At 28.3% G+C, this 19,046-nt stretch carries 16 protein-coding genes and 2 riboswitches; of the genes, 13 read left to right on the top strand and 3 right to left on the bottom strand.

Translation table 11 applies throughout. From position 1 onward, the window contains the following. Positions 1-21 precede the first annotated feature (21 nt). The 5 genes from CDLVIII_RS20130 (at position 22) to CDLVIII_RS20110 (ending at position 5,554) form a co-directional block, all read left to right on the top strand. On the top strand, positions 22-1,686 hold the full coding sequence (locus CDLVIII_RS20130; RefSeq protein ID WP_009171315.1) for an iron ABC transporter permease: 1,665 nt from the start codon (positions 22-24) through the stop codon (positions 1,684-1,686). Beyond that, positions 1,686-2,291 (top strand): HD domain-containing protein, encoded by a 606-nt coding sequence (locus CDLVIII_RS20125; RefSeq protein WP_009171314.1) that lies wholly within the window; start codon positions 1,686-1,688, stop codon positions 2,289-2,291. The genes CDLVIII_RS20130 and CDLVIII_RS20125 overlap by 1 nt, the downstream gene beginning before the upstream one ends. A 147-nt stretch (positions 2,292-2,438) precedes the next feature. Beyond that, positions 2,439-3,356 carry a ComEC/Rec2 family competence protein gene (locus CDLVIII_RS20120; protein WP_009171313.1) on the top strand — a complete coding sequence of 306 codons (918 nt, stop codon included), beginning with the start codon at positions 2,439-2,441 and terminating at the stop codon, positions 3,354-3,356. A 287-nt stretch (positions 3,357-3,643) separates the two neighbouring features. Next, the gene (locus CDLVIII_RS20115; protein ID WP_009171312.1) at positions 3,644-4,756 is read left to right on the top strand and encodes a tetratricopeptide repeat protein; all 1,113 of its coding nucleotides are present in this window, start codon (positions 3,644-3,646) and stop codon (positions 4,754-4,756) included. Positions 4,757-4,942: 186 nt separating this feature from the next. After that, the gene (locus tag CDLVIII_RS20110) at positions 4,943-5,554 is read left to right on the top strand and encodes a sugar O-acetyltransferase (RefSeq protein WP_009171311.1); all 612 of its coding nucleotides are present in this window, start codon (positions 4,943-4,945) and stop codon (positions 5,552-5,554) included. A gap of 338 nt (positions 5,555-5,892) precedes the next feature. Here the strand turns inward: CDLVIII_RS20110 and CDLVIII_RS20105 are convergent, their stop codons facing one another. After that, positions 5,893-6,651 carry an IS630 family transposase gene (locus CDLVIII_RS20105; protein WP_035301713.1) on the bottom strand — a complete coding sequence of 253 codons (759 nt, stop codon included), beginning with the start codon at positions 6,649-6,651 and terminating at the stop codon, positions 5,893-5,895. Positions 6,652-6,924: 273 nt separating this feature from the next. Between CDLVIII_RS20105 and CDLVIII_RS20100 the strand changes: the two genes are divergently transcribed. Together CDLVIII_RS20100 and CDLVIII_RS20095 are read left to right on the top strand one after the other, a co-directional pair. Continuing rightward, positions 6,925-7,398, top strand: a complete 474-nt coding sequence (locus CDLVIII_RS20100; protein WP_035301860.1) for a hypothetical protein — start codon at positions 6,925-6,927, stop codon at positions 7,396-7,398. 160 nt (positions 7,399-7,558) lie between these two features. Then, the gene (locus tag CDLVIII_RS20095; RefSeq protein ID WP_035301859.1) at positions 7,559-7,858 is read left to right on the top strand and encodes a SoxR reducing system RseC family protein; all 300 of its coding nucleotides are present in this window, start codon (positions 7,559-7,561) and stop codon (positions 7,856-7,858) included. Between the two features lie 51 nt (positions 7,859-7,909). Here CDLVIII_RS20095 and CDLVIII_RS20090 read toward each other — a convergent pair whose 3' ends face one another. After that, a complete protein-coding gene (locus tag CDLVIII_RS20090) occupies positions 7,910-9,625 on the bottom strand; it encodes a methyl-accepting chemotaxis protein (RefSeq protein WP_009171308.1) in 1,716 nt (571 codons plus the stop codon). 407 nt (positions 9,626-10,032) lie between these two features. Here CDLVIII_RS20090 and CDLVIII_RS20085 point away from each other — a divergent pair, with 407 nt between their 5' ends. Next, entirely contained in the window at positions 10,033-10,632 is a 600-nt protein-coding gene (locus CDLVIII_RS20085) for a tyrosine-type recombinase/integrase (protein WP_035301858.1), read from the top strand. Positions 10,633-10,974: 342 nt separating this feature from the next. On the opposite strand, the gene CDLVIII_RS20080 is transcribed toward CDLVIII_RS20085, so the two are convergent. Further along, positions 10,975-12,525, bottom strand: coding sequence for a nitrite/sulfite reductase (locus CDLVIII_RS20080; RefSeq protein WP_009171306.1), 1,551 nt, complete (start codon positions 12,523-12,525; stop codon positions 10,975-10,977). 248 nt (positions 12,526-12,773) lie between these two features. Here CDLVIII_RS20080 and CDLVIII_RS20075 point away from each other — a divergent pair, with 248 nt between their 5' ends. From CDLVIII_RS20075 to CDLVIII_RS20055, 5 genes are all read left to right on the top strand, one after another. Beyond that, positions 12,774-13,355: an NUDIX domain-containing protein gene (locus CDLVIII_RS20075; RefSeq protein ID WP_009171305.1), complete on the top strand. Its 582-nt coding sequence runs from the start codon at positions 12,774-12,776 to the stop codon at positions 13,353-13,355. Between the two features lie 186 nt (positions 13,356-13,541). After that, the gene (locus CDLVIII_RS20070) at positions 13,542-14,141 is read left to right on the top strand and encodes an ECF transporter S component (protein WP_009171304.1); all 600 of its coding nucleotides are present in this window, start codon (positions 13,542-13,544) and stop codon (positions 14,139-14,141) included. A 400-nt stretch (positions 14,142-14,541) separates the two neighbouring features. Continuing rightward, positions 14,542-14,646: riboswitch (purine riboswitch) on the top strand. Between the two features lie 19 nt (positions 14,647-14,665). Further along, positions 14,666-16,072: an FAD-dependent protein gene (locus CDLVIII_RS20065; RefSeq protein ID WP_009171303.1), complete on the top strand. Its 1,407-nt coding sequence runs from the start codon at positions 14,666-14,668 to the stop codon at positions 16,070-16,072. 105 nt (positions 16,073-16,177) lie between these two features. Continuing rightward, entirely contained in the window at positions 16,178-16,363 is a 186-nt protein-coding gene (locus CDLVIII_RS20060; RefSeq protein ID WP_009171302.1) for a hypothetical protein, read from the top strand. Between the two features lie 1,034 nt (positions 16,364-17,397). Further along, a riboswitch (cyclic di-GMP riboswitch) is annotated at positions 17,398-17,481 on the top strand. 130 nt (positions 17,482-17,611) lie between these two features. After that, positions 17,612-17,995 carry a response regulator gene (locus CDLVIII_RS20055; RefSeq protein WP_009171300.1) on the top strand — a complete coding sequence of 128 codons (384 nt, stop codon included), beginning with the start codon at positions 17,612-17,614 and terminating at the stop codon, positions 17,993-17,995. Positions 17,996-19,046: the final 1,051 nt, after the last annotated feature.

Below are 19,046 nucleotides of genomic sequence, written 5' to 3'. Positions count from 1 at the left end.
GAGTAAATGGAGTTGATTTCTTTGAAAAATTTAGAAGGCATAAGTAAAGCATTAATAATTCTACTTCTTGCAATACTGATAGTTATGCCTGCAGCCCTTGTTATATTAACCAGCATATATCCAGACAGTAAACTGGATATATGTGCACCATTTTTGATTTTATCTGATGGAGAAATAAAAAAGGTTTTCATAAATACAATATTATTGGGTTTTCTAGTTGTGATAATGTCTACTGTATTTGCTCTGCCCCTTGCAATGATAATGGTTAAAACATCTATTAGAAAGCACAAGTGGCTTGAAGTTATATTTATGATTCCTTTCATGACACCTCCCTATATAGGAGCTATGGGATGGATCTTATTTATGCAGCCTAATGGCTATTATGATGAATTTATTAAGCTTCCAATTAATTTGAATGAACATTTCTTTAGTTTATCAGGAATGGTTATAATAATGAGTTTGCAGACATTCCCATTTCTTTATTTAATCTTAAAAAATGCTTTGGTAAAGATAGGTGGAAGCAGAGAAGAAGCTGCATACATTCATGGTGGAAAAGGCTTCTATACATTTAGAAGAGTTATTTTACCTCTGCTACTTTCAAGTTATGCCTTAGGTGCATTGTTAGTTTTTATAAAAGCTATAGCTGAGTTTGGAACGCCTGCTACCTTTGGCAGAAAAATCGGATTTTTCGTTTTAACTACAGAAATACATCAATATATATCAAGCTGGCCAATTGATTTTCCTAAGGCTACTTCTGTTGCCTCAATGCTTTTAACAATTTGCATAGGTATCTGGTATGTAAGTTCTTTAGTTAATAGAAAGTATTCCTATAATTTGGTTAGTGGAAAGGGAATGAGAGAAAAAGTATATAAGCTGAAATTTTGGCAGAGCTTATTGGTTTGGTCATATGTAATAGGAATTTTAATTATATCCATAGGAATTCCATACTTTTCTATTTTAGCTGCATCTATTATGAAGCTTAGAAGCGGTGGACTTTCCATAAGTAATTTTACCTTTGAGTATTATACAAAACTTTTAAGTTTCGACTCTGAAGGGATGGAAGCACTTTTAAATACTCTTGGCTTGTCTACTATAGCGACTTGTATCTGTGCTATTTTAGGGACAGTTCTTGCGATTTCTATTAATAAGTCTAAAAGGCTTTCAGAAAAAATAATAGACTTATGTAGCATCCTTCCAAATACAATACCTGGAATAGTTATGGTAGTCGGATTAATATTATTTTGGAATTCCTCATGGATGGCAATACCTATTTATAACACCTATGGAATGGTCATATTAACCTATATAGTATTGTTTCTGCCATATACAGTTCAATATGTTAAAGCGAGTTATGTACAGCTTGATGAAAGTTTATTTAATGCAGGAAAAGTATTAGGCGGTAGTAGAATTTATGTTTTAAGGAGAATTACTGTGCCCTTATTGATACCTGGAATTCTAGCAGGCTGGATGATGACGTTCATGATTTCAATTAGGGAATTAGTGGCACCTTTAATGATATTGCCTCCTTCAATGGCAACAGCCTCAACTTATATATATTCACAGTTTGAGCAGGGAAACCTATCTTTAGGAATGTCTATGGCTGTGATTTGTGTCATAATTACCTTAATCATGTTAATAGCAATAAATAAGGTAAGCGACATGCTAAAGCTTGGAGGAACAATTTAATGAAACTAGGAATAAAAGAAGCAGAAGAAATTTTAAGAGAAGCAGAAGGATTAAATCCTGGATCATGGATAGAACATTCAAAAAATGTTGCGCTAGCTGCAAGATTAATAGCAGATAAAGACCAGGGGCTAAATAGTGAAAAAGCTTATATATTAGGATTATTACATGATATAGGAAGACGGAAATACATAAGTGGGATGGAGCACGTGTTATATGGTCATGCTTTTATGCAGGAAAAGGGTCATGAAGAGATTGCAAGAATTTGCATGACGCATACATTTCCGTATAAAGATGTGAATGCAATTTATGGTGATTGGGGTTACCAAAGGGAAGAAGCAGAAATCGTAGAAAAATATATTAAAGATATTGAATATGATGATTATGATCTTCTCATACAATTATGTGATTCACTTTCAATGCCTGATGGATTTACATTAATTGAAAAAAGATTTGTGAATACGGCTTTGAGATCTGGAATTAGTAATTTGATTGTATATAAATGGAATGCGGTTATGGATATAAAAAAATATTTTGAAGGTAAAATTGGATGCTCGGTTTATAAGCTGCTTCCCAATATAGTCCAAAATACATTTGAGACTTTTTAAAGTAAACTATAATAAGAAATAGAGATAGTATATAAAAACTAAGACTATCTCTATTTGTGGTTGAGGAGTTTTCCATATTCTATCATTGACAAAATATAGGGAAAATATGCAATAATAGTAGTATTATTTATACTAGGGGGAAATCAAATGAAGAATAGCAAGAGGATATTAAGTATTTTTCTAACTGTTATACTTTCTTCATTATTAATTTCATGCGGAAAAACTAATCAAGATAATAGTAAAAATACGCAAGTAAGTGGAGTGAAAATACATTATATTGATGTTGGACAAGGAGATAGTGAACTAATTCAAATAGAGGATAAGAATATATTAATTGATGCTGGAACTAGCGATAAGAAAGCTCTAGATTATCTTAAATCTATTGGGGTCACTAATCTAGATTATGTAATAGCAACTCATCCACATGAGGATCATATAGGAAGTATGGATGACGTTATTAAGGAAGTCAATATTGGAGTATTTTATTCTCCAAAGATTACATACACAACAAAAACATATGAAAATATGGTTAAAGCTTTGAAAGATAAAAATTTAAAAATTACTGTACCAAAGGTAGGGGATTCTCTTACAATAGGAAATGCAACACTAACGTTTTTAGCTCCTAATAGCACTGGATATGAGGACATTAATAACTATTCAATTGTTTGTAAGCTAAAGTATGGAAATACAAGTTTTATATTTATGGGAGATGCTGAAGATATAAGTGAAAGTGAAATACTTAAAAAACAGCTTGATATTCAAGCCGATGTTTTGAAAGTGGGGCATCACGGCAGTAGTTCCTCAACTACAAAGGCATTTTTAGATAAGGTAAATCCAAAGTATGCTGTAATAAGCTGTGGGAAAGCAAATGACTATGGACATCCTCACAAGGAAACTTTAGATAAACTTAATGCAAAAAATATTAACGTATTTAGAACTGATTTGGAAGGGACAATAGTAGCAACTTCAAATGGTAAGGATATAAAGTTTAATGTCAATCCAGTAGAAAAAAATTCAGATGTACCAGGAAGCCAAGATAAAAAAACTATTAAAAAAGAAAATTAAGCAATATAAATGTAGAAAAGCAAGAATGCCTAAAGATAGAATTTTTAGGCGTTTCTTTACGTGAAAAATATGTAAAATTATAGATTTATCATACCATTAAGAATAAACTGTAAGTTTGATAATAATTTTAACAATATGACTTTATGTTGAATTTTATGTCACAATTTGCTAGTATGAGTATATACTTCAAAATAATTTTATGTAAATATTAATTAACATTCAATTATCATTTATACGATGTGTGTATAAATTAATATTTTTATATAAGCTTTTAAGGGGGAAACTACTTGCTTGATTTTGATATAGAAATTGAAAAGATGCAGCCAATCAATATAAAAAATTTTGAATTTACTTCATATAAAATAGATGAAAAGATTAAAAAGTCTATTATTTTATATAATACGGCAATTGGAGAGATGAAAAAAAATAAGTTAAATTTAGCAATAGATGATTTGAAAAAAGCTTTATCATATAATAAAAGTTTTTTTGAAGCAAGCAAATTTATTGGATTATGTTATGTTAATATTGGAGAATATAGAAAGGCTAAAAAGATATTTAAAAAATTAGCTAAAAATGAGATGTTTAAAGAGCTAGCAAAAGAATACCTAGAGAATATAGAATTTAAACAAATTGTATCTAAAACTTCAGGAGATATAGTAGAAGTTAATCATATCTATAATGAAGCAATTAATAAAAAGAGCACACCAGTAAAAGGTATCATTCTTGCATTATCAATTACTGTGATTGCTATAGCAGGAGTTTATATTGATTATTTTAATCCATTAAATATTAAAGAAGTTTTAGGAAAATTTCAATATGGAAATGAAGCAATCTCTTCTGATGAAAAAGATAATGAAAACTTAGATGAAAATAATAGTTCACCTGAATCAGAAAAAAAAGATTTTACTTATGAAGAAAATGAAATCCCTACAAAAGATTTGGATAGTACAAAGTCTAATGTAGGTGGTAATAAGGATGAAAATAACACTATCAATATGATAAGTGAAGCAGAGACATATTTTAATGACGGAGATTATGAAAAATCAGCTAATATATTAATAAGCATGAGAAATATGAATTTAGATAATGAAACAAAATTAAAGTTTGATAGATTATGGCAGGATATAAGTACTAGTAAGGTATGGAGTATATATAATGATGGAAATCAATTATATAAGAAAGGGAATTATGAGGAGGCATTACCTAAAATTAAAATAGCTTCTGAAATCAATCCTGATTTAGATATTATACCTTGGGCTACTTTCCAAGTGGGAATGTGTTATAAGGAAACTAAAGATTATGAGAATGCTCTTATATATTTTCATAAAGTAATAGACAACTATCCTAAATCAACATATGTTTCAAATGCTAAAATGATGATAAGTCAAATAGGGAATTAGATTAATTGTAAATAAACAATAAGTAGAAGAGACAGCAGATAAATGCTGTCTCTTCTGCTTATGGCATAATATTAATAATTGATTTTATAGTTAGTTAATGGTAAAAATAGTATAAGATATAAATTTAAGATAAGGATTATAATAAAAATCTTTAAGTTGAAAATATAGGAGGAAGGGAACTTTATTATGAATCAAAAAGAAAGAATGTTATTGGGGCTTCCATATAAAGCATGGTTAGATGGATTGACAGAAGAACGAATGAAAAATAAGCAGAAGATATATGAGTTTAACTTGTGCAGACCAGATGAAAAAGAAAAAATAGAAAAGTTGACAAGAGAAATTCTATATAAGGTGGGCTCTAATGTTCATATTGAAGCACCATTTCACTGTGATTATGGTAAAAATATTCAAATTGGAAACAATTTCTTTGCAAACTATAACTGCACTATTTTAGATGTGGGAAAGGTAATCATAGGAGATAATGTGCAATTTGCACCTAATGTAGCATTATACACTGCAGGACATCCAATCCATCCTGATTCAAGGAATTCAGGATACGAGTATGGAATAAGTATAACTATTGGTAATAATGTTTGGCTTGGAGGAAATGTTATAGTTAATCCAGGAGTGCATATTGGTAATAATGTAGTTATTGGTTCAGGAAGTGTAGTTACTAAAGATATACCTGACAACATGATTGCAGCTGGCAATCCATGCAAGATTATTCGTGAAATTACAGAAGAAGACCGGAAATATTACTATAAAAATAACATTTTCGATGTTGACGATTACAAATAGCTATATAAATTTTAATAACTAACTGCTAATATCATACGGGGTAAACCTACTGTATAAAATAACAAAGCTTTTTTAGTTTACCCTTGTCCAAATTTAATGCATCTAAATGTGACTTAATTTGTTGAATTAACTGAGAAAAAACTTCAAATACAGTATTATGAATTACAGCTTGGCGTAAGTTTTTCCAAAGGTGCTCAATTGCATTTAACTCAGAACAATATGGTGGAAGGTATAAAAAAGAAATATTTTCTATACCTTCTAAGAAATCATCTATACCTTTAAAATGATGATATCTAGCATTGTCCGCGATGAATATAACCTTTTTATTTTGATAATTTTCAGAGACCGTATTTTAAAAAAGACTTAAAATTATCTGAATTTCCTTTATCAGAAATCTTATAGATAAGATCACCGGTCTCAGGGTTAGTAGCACCAAATATAACAGCTCTTTTTCTTGTGCCACCTGGTAAAGTTTTAACTATAGGCTGAACTCCGACTTTAGTCCAAACGGCAGTCGCAGACGGCTCTGATGTTATAATAGCTTCATCTTCATAGAGAATCACAGTATTTTCGTCTTTTGATATTATCAAATTCGATAGTTTTTCTCTAAAATTAGTTAAAGTTTCTTTATCAATTTTATTACTTAATCTTTTAGCTCTAGTTTTTGAGTAGTTAAGTCTAGAAAATATATTATAAGCTGTACCAAGTGAAATTTTTTTATTGAAGTTTAAACTTACCCAATTTACAAGAAGTTCACCAGTCCAATTATTATAATTGAGACCGGAATTATAGGGGGATTCTTTTAAAATATTATCAACAATAGCAAGTTCATCTGATGTTAAAATTGTTTTCTTTGGGGCGTGCTCTAAGTCTTTCAAGCCTTCTAATCCAAATTTATTATATCGATGAATAGTCGTTCTAATCGTAGCATCAGATTGTTTTAAAAGAAGAGAAATTTCAACACTAGATTTTCCTTCAAATAAATGCAATATAGTTAATAATCTAGTTTTAATTTTTGGATTTTTCTCACTTTTATATAGCGCTTTTATAGTTTCATAAGATGCATGCTTTGTATTAACAGTTAATCTTTTTCTCATATGGACCTCCTGCTTAAATATTTGATATTTTAGTATGTCCATATATGAGAAATTTAAATAGCAACCTGTAATTAAAATTTATATAAATAAACTCTAATCTTATTAAAGAAGAACGTTTATTTTCGATTGTATAAGATTTAGTTAGGTTGATATAGTGTGTAATTATATGAGGTTACAGGCGATGTAATGTTATTCTCGAATATTTATTTGTTTTTTAGAAAATATAATATAAACGAAGTAAGAAATAGTATAAATATTGTAGGAGTATTAATTATGGATAGCTATTTAATGGATACTAATGTAGTAATATACCTTTGGAAGTATTGCCCAAGCATGATTGACAAATTGATACAAGATACTAAGATTAAAATATTAGAGGAAGTTAGTCAAGAATTGGCTTTAAAAGAAATACAAGAATATAATGGACAACGTGTATTGTCTGAAAGATTCTGCAAGTTGTTGCCTTTGATTATAAAGGTAGATAAGAAAGATATTAAAGAATTCTATGTATCGCTAAATATAAAGTATTCTAAAAAGGAAAATGCATATTATAATGATACAGAAAAGCTGTCGGAAAATGATTTAATACTTCTTTATACTTGCAATATATATGATGATCTTATACTTGTAACAGAAGATAAATATTTATTTAATGCTGCAATTCATATTTTTGGAGTAGAAAGGGTGATCAGCATAAGTGCATTGATGAAAAAATATAATATTAACATAAATTTAAGTAAAGGATAAAGTCTTTTGCTCCTGTATATTTGTAGTTTTATAGAAAAGCAATTAATTGGGTTTTACTTAAAGCAATTGTAGTTATATGTTATAATGTAAAATAAAGGGTGGGGTGAAAATAAAATATTTATTAGATCTTAAAATAATTATTTTTAGGAAGGTGATCGGTATGAAGGCAGTGCAGCAAAAAGAAATTAACAGTAAAAATAATGAAAAAATCGTGCAGAATAAAAAGAATACCAACATGATATTAGCTGCATTCATGATTTTTATTTTGCCTATAATAATCATATTTGTTGGAGTGCTTATAGGAGAAAGTATAGGGGAAGCTGTTAATGGCTCAATTATAATCTTTCAAGTTATTGGAGGAATAGTAGGTCTTATAATAGATGGAATTATAATAAAGATATTTGACAAGTCTTCTAAAATAGATAAAAATGCTGAAAAGATTCATTGGGATGATTTATAAAAGAAACAGGCTGCCTCAAAATTAAATATAGGGCAGCTGTTTTTTAGAAAACTATATTTTAAATTTTTGAATCATTTCACTAAGTTTTTGTGAAAGTTCAGCCTGACTTTGAGATGATTTTGCAACATCACTTACAGCAACAGTTACTTCATTAACGCTGCTAGAAATTTCTTCAGTACCACTTGCGGATTCTTGAGCTACAGCTGATACATTTTGCACTGCACTACTTACCTGCATGATTAATTCATCTATTTGTTTGGAAGATGAGGCAAAGTTTTTTATAATATCATTCATAAACTCGGAATCTTTTTCATATTGCAGTCCGGTATTCATAAGAAGTTCATAATTAGGCTTTACATTATTAGACATAAATTCAAGAACATCTTGTCCACTTTTCGAAAGTCTTTCGAAAGCTGCTTGGACTTGTGATACCATATTTTGAATGCTACTTACAGCTTCAGAAGATTGCTCGGCGAGTTTTCTAACTTCATCTGCAACAACAGCAAAACCTTTGCCTTGTTCTCCAGCTCTTGCAGCTTCTATAGCTGCATTTAAAGCTAATAGGTTAGTTTGTTCTGCAATACTTCCAATGGAGTCAGCCATAGTCTTAACCTCTTCAACTACTTTGGCGTCTTTTATAGCATTTAAAATATTTGAACGATTTTCTTCATAAATTGAATTACCTTGCTTAATATTTTGTGATGCCTTCATTTTTATATCAATGGCACGATTCTTTATCTCAGTTATAGATGTTATTGCCTTATCAGCTTCTTTAGCTAATATGCTGGTAGTAGAAGTTATTTCCTCGGTTGAGGCAGTTACTTCTTCGGAGGTCGCACTTAGATCTTGAACACCTTTAGATATTTGTTCTGTAGATTCGCTTACTACTTCCATTTTTGAAGAAATTTCTTCAGTGGTAGCGGAAAGTTCTTCACTGGTTGCGCTTATATCACTTGAGCTATTCATTATTTCCAAAATTAATTTTTGGATATTTTCCTTTGCTGAATTTAGTGCTTTTGAAAGATTTCCTATTTCATCATTAGTATCAATAGCTATAGATTTAGTTAAATCACCTTGTCCAAGCGCTTCGGCAAATAAGAGGACTTTATTTACCTGCTTAGAAATCATCAATGATATTAATAAACCTAATACAATTGCAAGAACTAAACCTATTATTATTATCAAAGTTATACTAATAAAAGAATTTTTATATGTTAAATTATTTTTATTGTAAGCATCATCTGACTGAGAGATATTATTCTGTATTAATTTATCCATGTCATCATATATTTTTTTTCTTATCTCAGTAATTTTATCAAAATTTGCATCCGCTGCCTCATAATCATTTTTATCGATTAATGATACTATTGTATTTATGTTAGAAGAATATGAATCTCTATTTAATTTTAAGTCTGAAAAGGCAGATTCTTCTGATTTTGAAAGTAGAGAAGTCTCATATTTACTAATTAGGTCATTATTTTCATTAAGTAACTGAGATATCTCTTTTTTTATGCTTTCATTTTGATTATTTTTATTCTGTTGATAAACAAGCTTTAATAAATCTGAACGAATATCTCCGAAATTTAACTTTATGGTATTTAATGCTTTAATTGATTCTAAATTATAATCATGCATGCTGCCAGCATTGGAGTTTATTGTATTCATGTTACGAAGTCCGTTAACTCCAACTAAGCATATCAATAATGCAACTAAGATGAAAGATGATATTAATTTAGGGGCTATTTTTAGATCTTTAAACCATTTCATAAATTTTACTCCTTAAATTCATATTATGTAAGCCTTATTTTAGTAAATATTTATATTGTAAGATATGTAAGTTGAATTTGTTTCCACCTCCTTCTAAGTTACAAGGGAAAAGTTCATTTTAAGTTAAGAATTATAATGGCATATATTCTCTTTGACAGTTATTTTGATTGAATGTATCATGTATATGGACAATATAAATATTTTGTCTTATTAGATAGCATGTATCTTAAATTTAAATCAATAATTTTAATAAAAAAATCCACATCAAGGAAATCAAACCTAAAAAGTCACAAATTATTATCCTATAATATGCAAAAAAATATCAAATGTTGGAATCCATATACTATTATGCTATAATAAATTAAACAAAATATTTATATTGTCTAATTTTTACGAAGGAGAATATTATTGTGAGAAATGATGATACTAAAATTAAATATTTCACTCAACAAGAGACTAAAAGACTTTTTGACGCTATAGAAAGTTTAAAGAGTATACATATAGTTAGGGATTTGGCAATTTTTAGAGTTGCATATAGATGTGGTTTAAGAGCATCAGAAATTGCATTAATAACATTACAAGATTATAACAAGGCTAAAGGTGAAATATATTGTAAAAGATTAAAGGGCAGTAAAAATAATACAATAAGACTTGATGATAAAACAAAATTTGTATTAGATAAGTATATTGAAGAAAGTAATATAATAGTTGATAATGAACCAATATTTAAAAGTCAAAAAAATAATCCGATTTCCAGGCAGACACTTGATTATTTAATAAAAAAATACTGTGAAATTGCTAATATTGCTGATAAGAGTAAGCATCACTTTCATGCGATTAAACATACTACAGCTGTACATTTAGCAGAATCTGATATGGATATTAAAGAATTACAGTGGTGGCTTGGACATAAATCTGTTACTAATACTGAAATATACTTTCAATTTACTACAAAGCAGCAGGAAAGAATGTATCTAAAGCTTTCTCATAAAAGTGAAATGGTTTAAGTAAAAGTTTACCAATGTAGTATTTATATCAAAAATTTAAATAGATATTGATGTTTAGGCACATGAAAATAAATAAAAGGTCCAAGGTTGCCTTGAATATTTTTCATCAGGCAAGGAGGTAAATTGACCTCATAGCGGGTCTATTAGGTCAATTTGCCGACGTAGAATGATGGAAAATAGGCGGGCAAATGGACTTGTTATTTATTTGATTGTGCCTTATAGTAATGAAGATAAAAATATAGATAACTTTTAGCTATGTTTTTAATTATTTTATTACAATAAAATGGGAAAGTATTAGAAAGTACTTTCCCTCTTTACTATATTAAAAATGGTTTCGTATATTTATTTAGCGTATTTATTTATTAGATCCATCAATTCGAGTTTATTGGTTTGTAAATAATTATTAAAGTTAGTGTCTTTTTCATCTAAAATTAAAGCAAGCTCATATAAAAATTCTGGAATTTCGCGTGCAAGGATATCACCATAAACAATCCCAAGCCTTGCATTATTATCTTCAAAAGACCCATTTATATGAAGTTCAAAAGCATCTTCAATAGTATCATTCACTTTTTTACGTTTTCCTGTGAATCCAATTGCTCCAACTTCATGAACACCACAAGAATTTGGACATCCTGAGAAATGAAGTCTTGGAAGTACATCTTTTTTAAAGCCTTTGTCTTTAAAATGATTTATTACTTCATTTAAGGTTTTTTGGCTTTCTAAAATTCCAACTTGGCATATTGGAACTCCAATGCAGGAAACACTTTGTTCAAGAGCAGTCTCACCGCCAAGACCTTGTGTAATTTTTAAGAGCTTTTCGGCTTCATTGCCATCTAAATTTCTAAAATAAATTCCTTCTGTCATAGTAAGTCGTATTTCTAAGTCCTCAATGGATTTTAATTCATCTAAGATTTTTCTTAACTCTTTGATATAAATTTGTCCTCCAATTGGATGGAAATAAACGCTATATAAACCAGGTTGTTTTTGTTCATACAATCTTTGATGCTTTAAGTCTGTCTTTTTTCCGTTTTTAATATATTCTTTTTGTATGATGTTTAAATCTAAATTGTCCTTACTTATCACTTCTTCTAAATGCTTTTTATAAGTTTGGATAAATGTATCTTTACCCATTCTTTCAACAATATATCTTATACGAGCTTTATTTCTGTTCTCATAATCACCTTCGGCTATGAACAAATTAGTTATAGCTTCAACGTGATATAAGATTTTACTTGGTTCTATAAGCTCATCGTATTCAACACCAATTTTAGGATCTCTTCCAAGGCCACCGCCAAGATAAACTTTAAAGTATTCCTTATTATCCTTAACAATTGCTAGAAACCCTAAATCAGCGATATTACAATGTCCAAGATCTTCAGTGCTGCTTGAAAAAGATACCTTAAGCTTTCTTGGTAATTTATATGAAGTTATTTTACTTAAAAAGTGTTTGTTTACAGCTAAAGCATATTGAGTAACATCAAAAGCTTCTAATCTATCAACTCCAGAAAGTGGAGATAAAGCAACGTTTCTTGGAAAATTCCCGCCGCCTCCCCTAGAATATATGTCATTTTCTATTCCAGCTTTCATTATGCTGCAAACTTTATCTATTGATAAATTATGATATTGAACAGCTTCCCTTGTAGTTAAATGGATTTTATCAAGTTCATGTTTTTCTGCTGTATCACATAACCAACTCATTTGAGAGATGTTTGTTATTCCTGAAGGTATTCTAAGTCTTATCATGAACTCTTTTTTGCTACGTTCAGAATATACACCCATTCCACCAGAAACCTTTTTGAAGTCGTTAGCTGAAACTTCGCCTTGTAAAAATTTATTGCCTAATTCTCTGAATTCTTCAATTTCGTCTAATAATTGTTGCTTTAAATTACTCAACAGTATTCCTCCTATTAGTGATATTTTTATTTGTAACATATTATATCATAAGTTTTATAGGAATAGTAAGATATAAAAGATTTTAATTAGATTTTGTTGTTTATTATAACCTAATAATTGAAATATTATATTTGCAATGAATTTCTAAATCAATTTTTAATGGATAACATTTTAAATCTGTAGAGTATTCAAAACAGAAAAAATAAAGCTATGATATAATTAATATAAAACTTATGGAGGAAATATATATGAAGGAACTGTTAACCATATATGATGAAAATTTAAAAGAAATTGGTTCTATGTCAAGAGATGAGATTCATAAAAGAGGATTAAAACATAAAGTTGTCCATTGTTGGATAATAGAAAAAGAAGTTAATGATGTATTTATCTATTTGCAGCAAAGATCTTATAGTAAATCAGATTTCCCAGGTATGTATGATATTGCTTGTGCAGGGCACATTGATGCTGGAGAAGAAGCAGAAAATGCAATGTTACGTGAATTAAAAGAAGAAGTTGGATTAAAAATAAATAAAGGTGACTTAAAATATATAGGAAGAAAGTTTGAAACTTTCCAAAAGGATTGTTTCAAAGATGATGAAATATGTGAAATGTATCTTTTGGAAGTAAATAATAGTAACATTTTTATTTTGGGAGAGGAAGTTGAAGATGTAGTAAAAGTATCGCTTAATGAATATAGAAAATGGATTAATGGCGAAATAGAATTATTGAATTCACAATCCATCATTCATGAAAAAAACACTAAAATCCAAAATGAAAATATATGTCCGCATATAAAGGAATATAATGAGCAATTATTTATGTATATATAAATTAAATAAATGTGAAAACTGCACATTGTGAATATCTTTAATTGATATCATGTGCAGTTTATATTTTGATCAAGTATTCTGCTATAAGAATTAAGTGTATCCATACAATTGCTATATTAACTCTCTGATGTTATAATTGTCACAATATTTTCATATAAAAACAAATAATGAAAGAGGGGATACTATATGGAAAATAAAAATTCAAGAACAGTAAAGTTGATGCAGACTGGACTGCTTGCAGCATTATGCTTCGTATCATTTACTTTTCTTCAAATTAAAATCCCAGTACCAGGCGGAAGTGCAACATCATTTCACGTTGGAAATGCTTTTTGCGTGTTGGCAGCGTTACTTCTTGGCGGATGGTATGGTGGGTTAGCTGGGGCTATAGGAATGACTATCTCGGATCTACTTGATCCTGTATATGCAATAGGTGCACCAAAAACGTTTATATTAAAATTGTGCATTGGTTTAATAACAGGACTAGTTGCACATAGGTATGCTAAAATAGATAAAAGCAATGATAAGAAATATATATTGAAGTGGAGTACTATTGCTGCAATTTGTGGATTGGGTTTTAATATTTTTTCGGATCCTACATTAGGATACTTTTATCAGCAATATGTTATTGGACAACCACAGAAAGTAGCAGATGTTTTGGCAAAATTAAGTGTGGTTACTACTTCTGTTAATGCAGTATTATCTGTAATATTAGCAAGCATCATCTATAATGGTTTAAGACCAATTTTAAAAAGATCAGGTTTATTATTACCCGTGGGAAAAAATTAATTAGAACTAATAAATAGTTGTTAAAGAATTTAAAATATAAATTACAGAAGCAAAAAAATCCATCAAAATAATTATTGATTTTGATGGTTTTCTTTGTTTGTGAAAAGATAGGTTAGGCCCTGATAATATATTTATAGATAGTTAATATATTAGGTTCTATCATTTTATGCAACTTGGTAAAGCGGTAATTAGAAAGCTCAAGGTATAAAGCTTATATAATTTCATAAACTAAATCTATATATTTTGATTTAATTTATTTAATAGAAATTTACTCTTTGATATACAATTCTAGAAAAGTAATGTTCGTGTTTATACGAATGTTAGAAAAAAAATCTAGCTTTTTCTTGATTTTTTTCAATATATAAGCTAAAATTACGTAGTAATATGAACTATTAAATAAAAAAAACGAATAATATTCACTTGTATAAATTCAACGATAAGGGTTGAATGTTTCTACCAAGCTACCGTAAATTGCTATAGGGCTATAAGTGTCTACTAAAAAATTATATCAAGGAGAGATGAGTATGAATTATGATTTAATAATAGTAGGTGCTGGACCAGCTGGAATATTTACAGCGTATGAATTAAAGAAGCAGAAGCCGCAAGCTAAGATTCTTTTGATTGAATCTGGAAAAAGCATTGATAAGAGGCATTGTCCAAAGGATAAAACTAAAAAGTGTGTATCTTGCAAGCCTTATTGTCATATCACCACAGGATTTTCTGGAGCAGGAGCATTTTCAGACGGAAAGTTATCATTAAGTCATGAAGTTGGTGGAGATTTACCAGAACTTGCAGGTGTTGACTTAGTACAAGAATACATAGATTATACAGATTCAATATACTTAAGCTTTGGTGCGGATACTAAAGTTGAAGGTGTAGGGAATAATGAAGCAATTAAAGAAATAAGAAGAAAAGCCATTCAAGGTGGTTTAAAACTAGTAGATTGTCCAATAAGACATTTAGGGACTGAAAAAGCTCAAGAAATATATTTAAAAATTCAAAATCACTTATTGGATGCTGGAGTGGAAATTAAATTTGATACTACAGTTAAAAATCTTTTAATAAAGAACAATGAAATATATGGAGTTTTAATATCAGATTCCTTAACTAGAAGTAAGGATGAGGAAGTCTTTTCTAATAAAGTTGTGGTTGCAGCAGGAAGAAAGGGGGCTGACTGGTTAAAGGAAATGTGCGTTGAACATGATATAAAGCATAGCGCAGGACCAGTTGATATTGGAGTTAGAGTAGAACTTAGAAATGAAGTTATGGAAAGCGTAAATAATGTACTTTATGAATCTAAGCTTATAGGACATCCAGCACCATTTAAAGATAAGGTTAGAACTTTCTGTCAAAATCCAGGAGGCTTTGTCAGCCAAGAAAATTATGACAATAACTTAGCTATAGTTAATGGTCATTCTTATAAGGATAAAAAATCTGACAATACCAATCTTGCAATATTGAGTTCGCATAATTTTTCAGCACCATTTAATGAACCTATCGAATATGGTCAAAAGGTTGCAGAACTTGTTAATATGCTTGGAAATGGAAAAATATTAGTTCAACGATATGGCGATATATTAGATGGTAAGAGAACTTGGGAAAAAGAATTGTATGAATCAAATGTTAGACATACTTTGCCAGATGCAGAAGCAGGGGATTTAACATCTGCAATACCATATAGAACTATGACAAATATTCTAAAGTTTATTGAAGCTATGGATATAGTAGTTCCAGGTTTTGCAAGCAGAGAAACGTTATTATATGGTCCAGAGATTAAATTTTATAGCAATAAAATTAATTTAGACAAAAATTTTGAGACGAATATAAAAGGTCTGCACTGTCTAGGAGATTCAAGTGGTTGGACACGAGGCTTGATGATGGCCTCAGCAATGGGTGTAATCATGGGAGAAAAGCTTTCAAATATTGAATAACACTGGGTTTAAATAAACTACTTTTGAAATTTATATATTAATGCTTTGTGATAACATACATTATAAAAACACTGACTCTATTTTTTGAAATGGAGAAGGTGTTTTTTGTTATTTAAAGATATTTTAAATGAATTTATTGAATTTATTTATGAATTGAAATTAAAAAATTATAGTAATAAAACTATTAATTCTTATATATCCGATATGAATTTATTTTTTTATGTCATAAAAGAAAAATATACAATAACACAATTAGAGGAATTAACTTTAATAATAATGAAAATATTTTAGTTGTAAAAGAATAAATAAAAAAAGAATGACTTATTTAGGGGAATAAGTCATTCTTTTTATTTGATAAGGGTAAATAATAATGCTTTAATTACTTTATGTTTTAAGTATATAAGATTATTGTGACAGTATTATGTCAATTATATTAACTCAATATAAACTATTAGTAAATTAAATACAAAATAAAAAGGATAACCATTTAATAGTTATCCTGAATACTGTGTTATATATATTATTATTATTATTTTAGGGGAAATAATAATGCTTTAACTATCATCATAGTTTTATTATATTACTGGTTTGTGACAGGATTATGTCAAATATATTAAATCAATATAAATTATAAATAAATATAAATAAAAGATAGAACGAGCCACTCGGTAGATAATAACAATTGTACATGCTATAATTAAATTATTAAAATACAAGATTTTGAAAGACAGAGGATTAAGTTTATGGAAATAAAAAATCAAATTCCAATATTTAAAATATTGGCAATATTATGTTCGGGGTTATTAGGGTATATAGCGGGTTTGTTTGTATACAGTTAAATATAAATATTATTATTGATAATAGACTAAGGAACTATAAAAATTTCTTAGTCTTATTTTTTATAACAATTAACCCAAAATGGTTATCCTACAATATAAGACGTAATAAGCAATTGAGTAAACAAATTGAACAGTGGAAAATTGCCTAAAGCATTAATAGTAAATAATTCCGGAAATGCTGTAGGCGACACATATATTATTTTTGCGGTACACTACGGTAATTATACATGTTTATTGTGTATGCAAACTGGATATACAAGAATTGCATACAAGTCTTTAACTAACAGCTAGTACAAATGATAGTGCTGAAGAAATTTCAAATTCTACTGATTCGATTAAGTTGCACAAATAGCCATATAAGGTAGATTCGGATAAAAATGTTTAGTCTGCTTTTATTTTTCATAATCAATAATTTTAAATTTATTGATTTTTTTGCATTAATGTAATAATATATACATACAAAGATATAAAATTATACAAAAATATAAAAAATGTGGAAACGGTGAAAAATTCTCTCTATATGGGCACTTTGAGAATTTGGAGTTAATAGTGCAACCGACCAATTTAAGCTAATATTTTTTGATTAGTTTAAGTTGTTTTTTTTTGTTCATATTATGAAAATGGTATTAATATTAGAAAATTAAGTATTAGATTTAGTATGGAATTTATATTATAAAATGAAAAAGAGAGGTTGAAAAATATGAATGAAAAGCAAAAAAATATATTAGTAGTTGAGGATAATTCAAGTGTTAGAAAGTTTATAAGGCTTATTTTAGAAAAGGCAAATTATAATGTATATGAAACCTGCGATGGCGAAGAAGGCACTGAGATATATAAAAAATTAGGTAACATTGATTTGGTGATTACGGATATATATATGCCAAAAAAAACTGGATTGGAACTTGTAGTAGAACTAAGAGAAGAAAATAAAGACATAAAAGTAATTGTCCTTTCAGATGGTGGGGAGAATAATTTTTCTAATGAATTACGTGTTTGCGAAGCATTAGGTGCTACTTATTTTATAAAAAAAGACATGATTATTGATGAGCTAACTAAACTAGTAAATAAAATACTTTCAGAATAATATATAATTATGAATATAAGCATATTGAAGAACTTAGTTATAAAAGAGTGTAAGCTTTGCCGGGCTCTTTTTATCTTTTAAAATAATAATTATTATTAGTATATATTGAATATTTAGTAATAATGTGTTATTATATAAACAAACATAATAATACTAATAGATATTCCCAAGTCTATTAGAAAACATCTATATTTACAAAATAAGAGTAGTAGAGAGGAATCTTTATTGCTCTTATTTTTTGTTTAAATTTTATATTGAAATATATGAATTAATATGCTCTACAATATAATAAAACATTGTATGATGATAACATACAAATAAGAAAAAAATAGAGTGAGTTTGATATATAAATAGTTCTTAAACGCTGTATTTTTTATAACATTCATTTATAAGATATAAAATTTCTATGTTGTTTAATACAAGAGTAAAAAATATAGAAATATGCAGAATTAAAGAATCTTATATATAAGAAAATAGAATGTGTTGATACATGATAAGCACCCTAAAGAAAGATATGTAGGTATATCTCCGTATTTAAAAAAGAGATTATTAAATATAAAAGAATTAGATAGGACCATATTAAAAATAAGAATGTAAAAGATGTCTACTACTTTTTATCGTAGTGTTAAAAATGCTTTTAGACTGCTATATAAATAGAGACGTAAATAAAGCCAATGCTAGTTAAAGTAAAGTAGTTATTCTAAAAGTTAGTTAAAATTAGCTTTTGGAAGTTTTGAATGATAAACTTCATGCATTATCTTATGATATATAACAATGTGCTTGTCTAAGTTTTGAGAAATAATAATAACAAATTTATTATTAGGTAAAAGAAAATTTAACATTTTATTTAGAATAGATTTTCTTAAAAATATTCTAAATTTTAACTGAAACAATTTTAACTTAATCATAATAACACCTCTTTTTACTAATTTATACATATAGTTATTATAAACTACATGAAACGATTTTTTCAAAATAAACTATAATGCAAATTATGACATGTATTTACAATTTTATGCTGGAATATAATAATATGTATAGTAAATACCTC

The sequence above is a fragment of the Clostridium sp. DL-VIII genome, from assembly GCF_000230835.1.
Lineage (GTDB): Bacteria > Bacillota > Clostridia > Clostridiales > Clostridiaceae > Clostridium.
The sequence above is the reverse complement of the archived record's forward strand: the minus strand, read 5'-3'. Positions and strand labels throughout refer to the sequence as shown.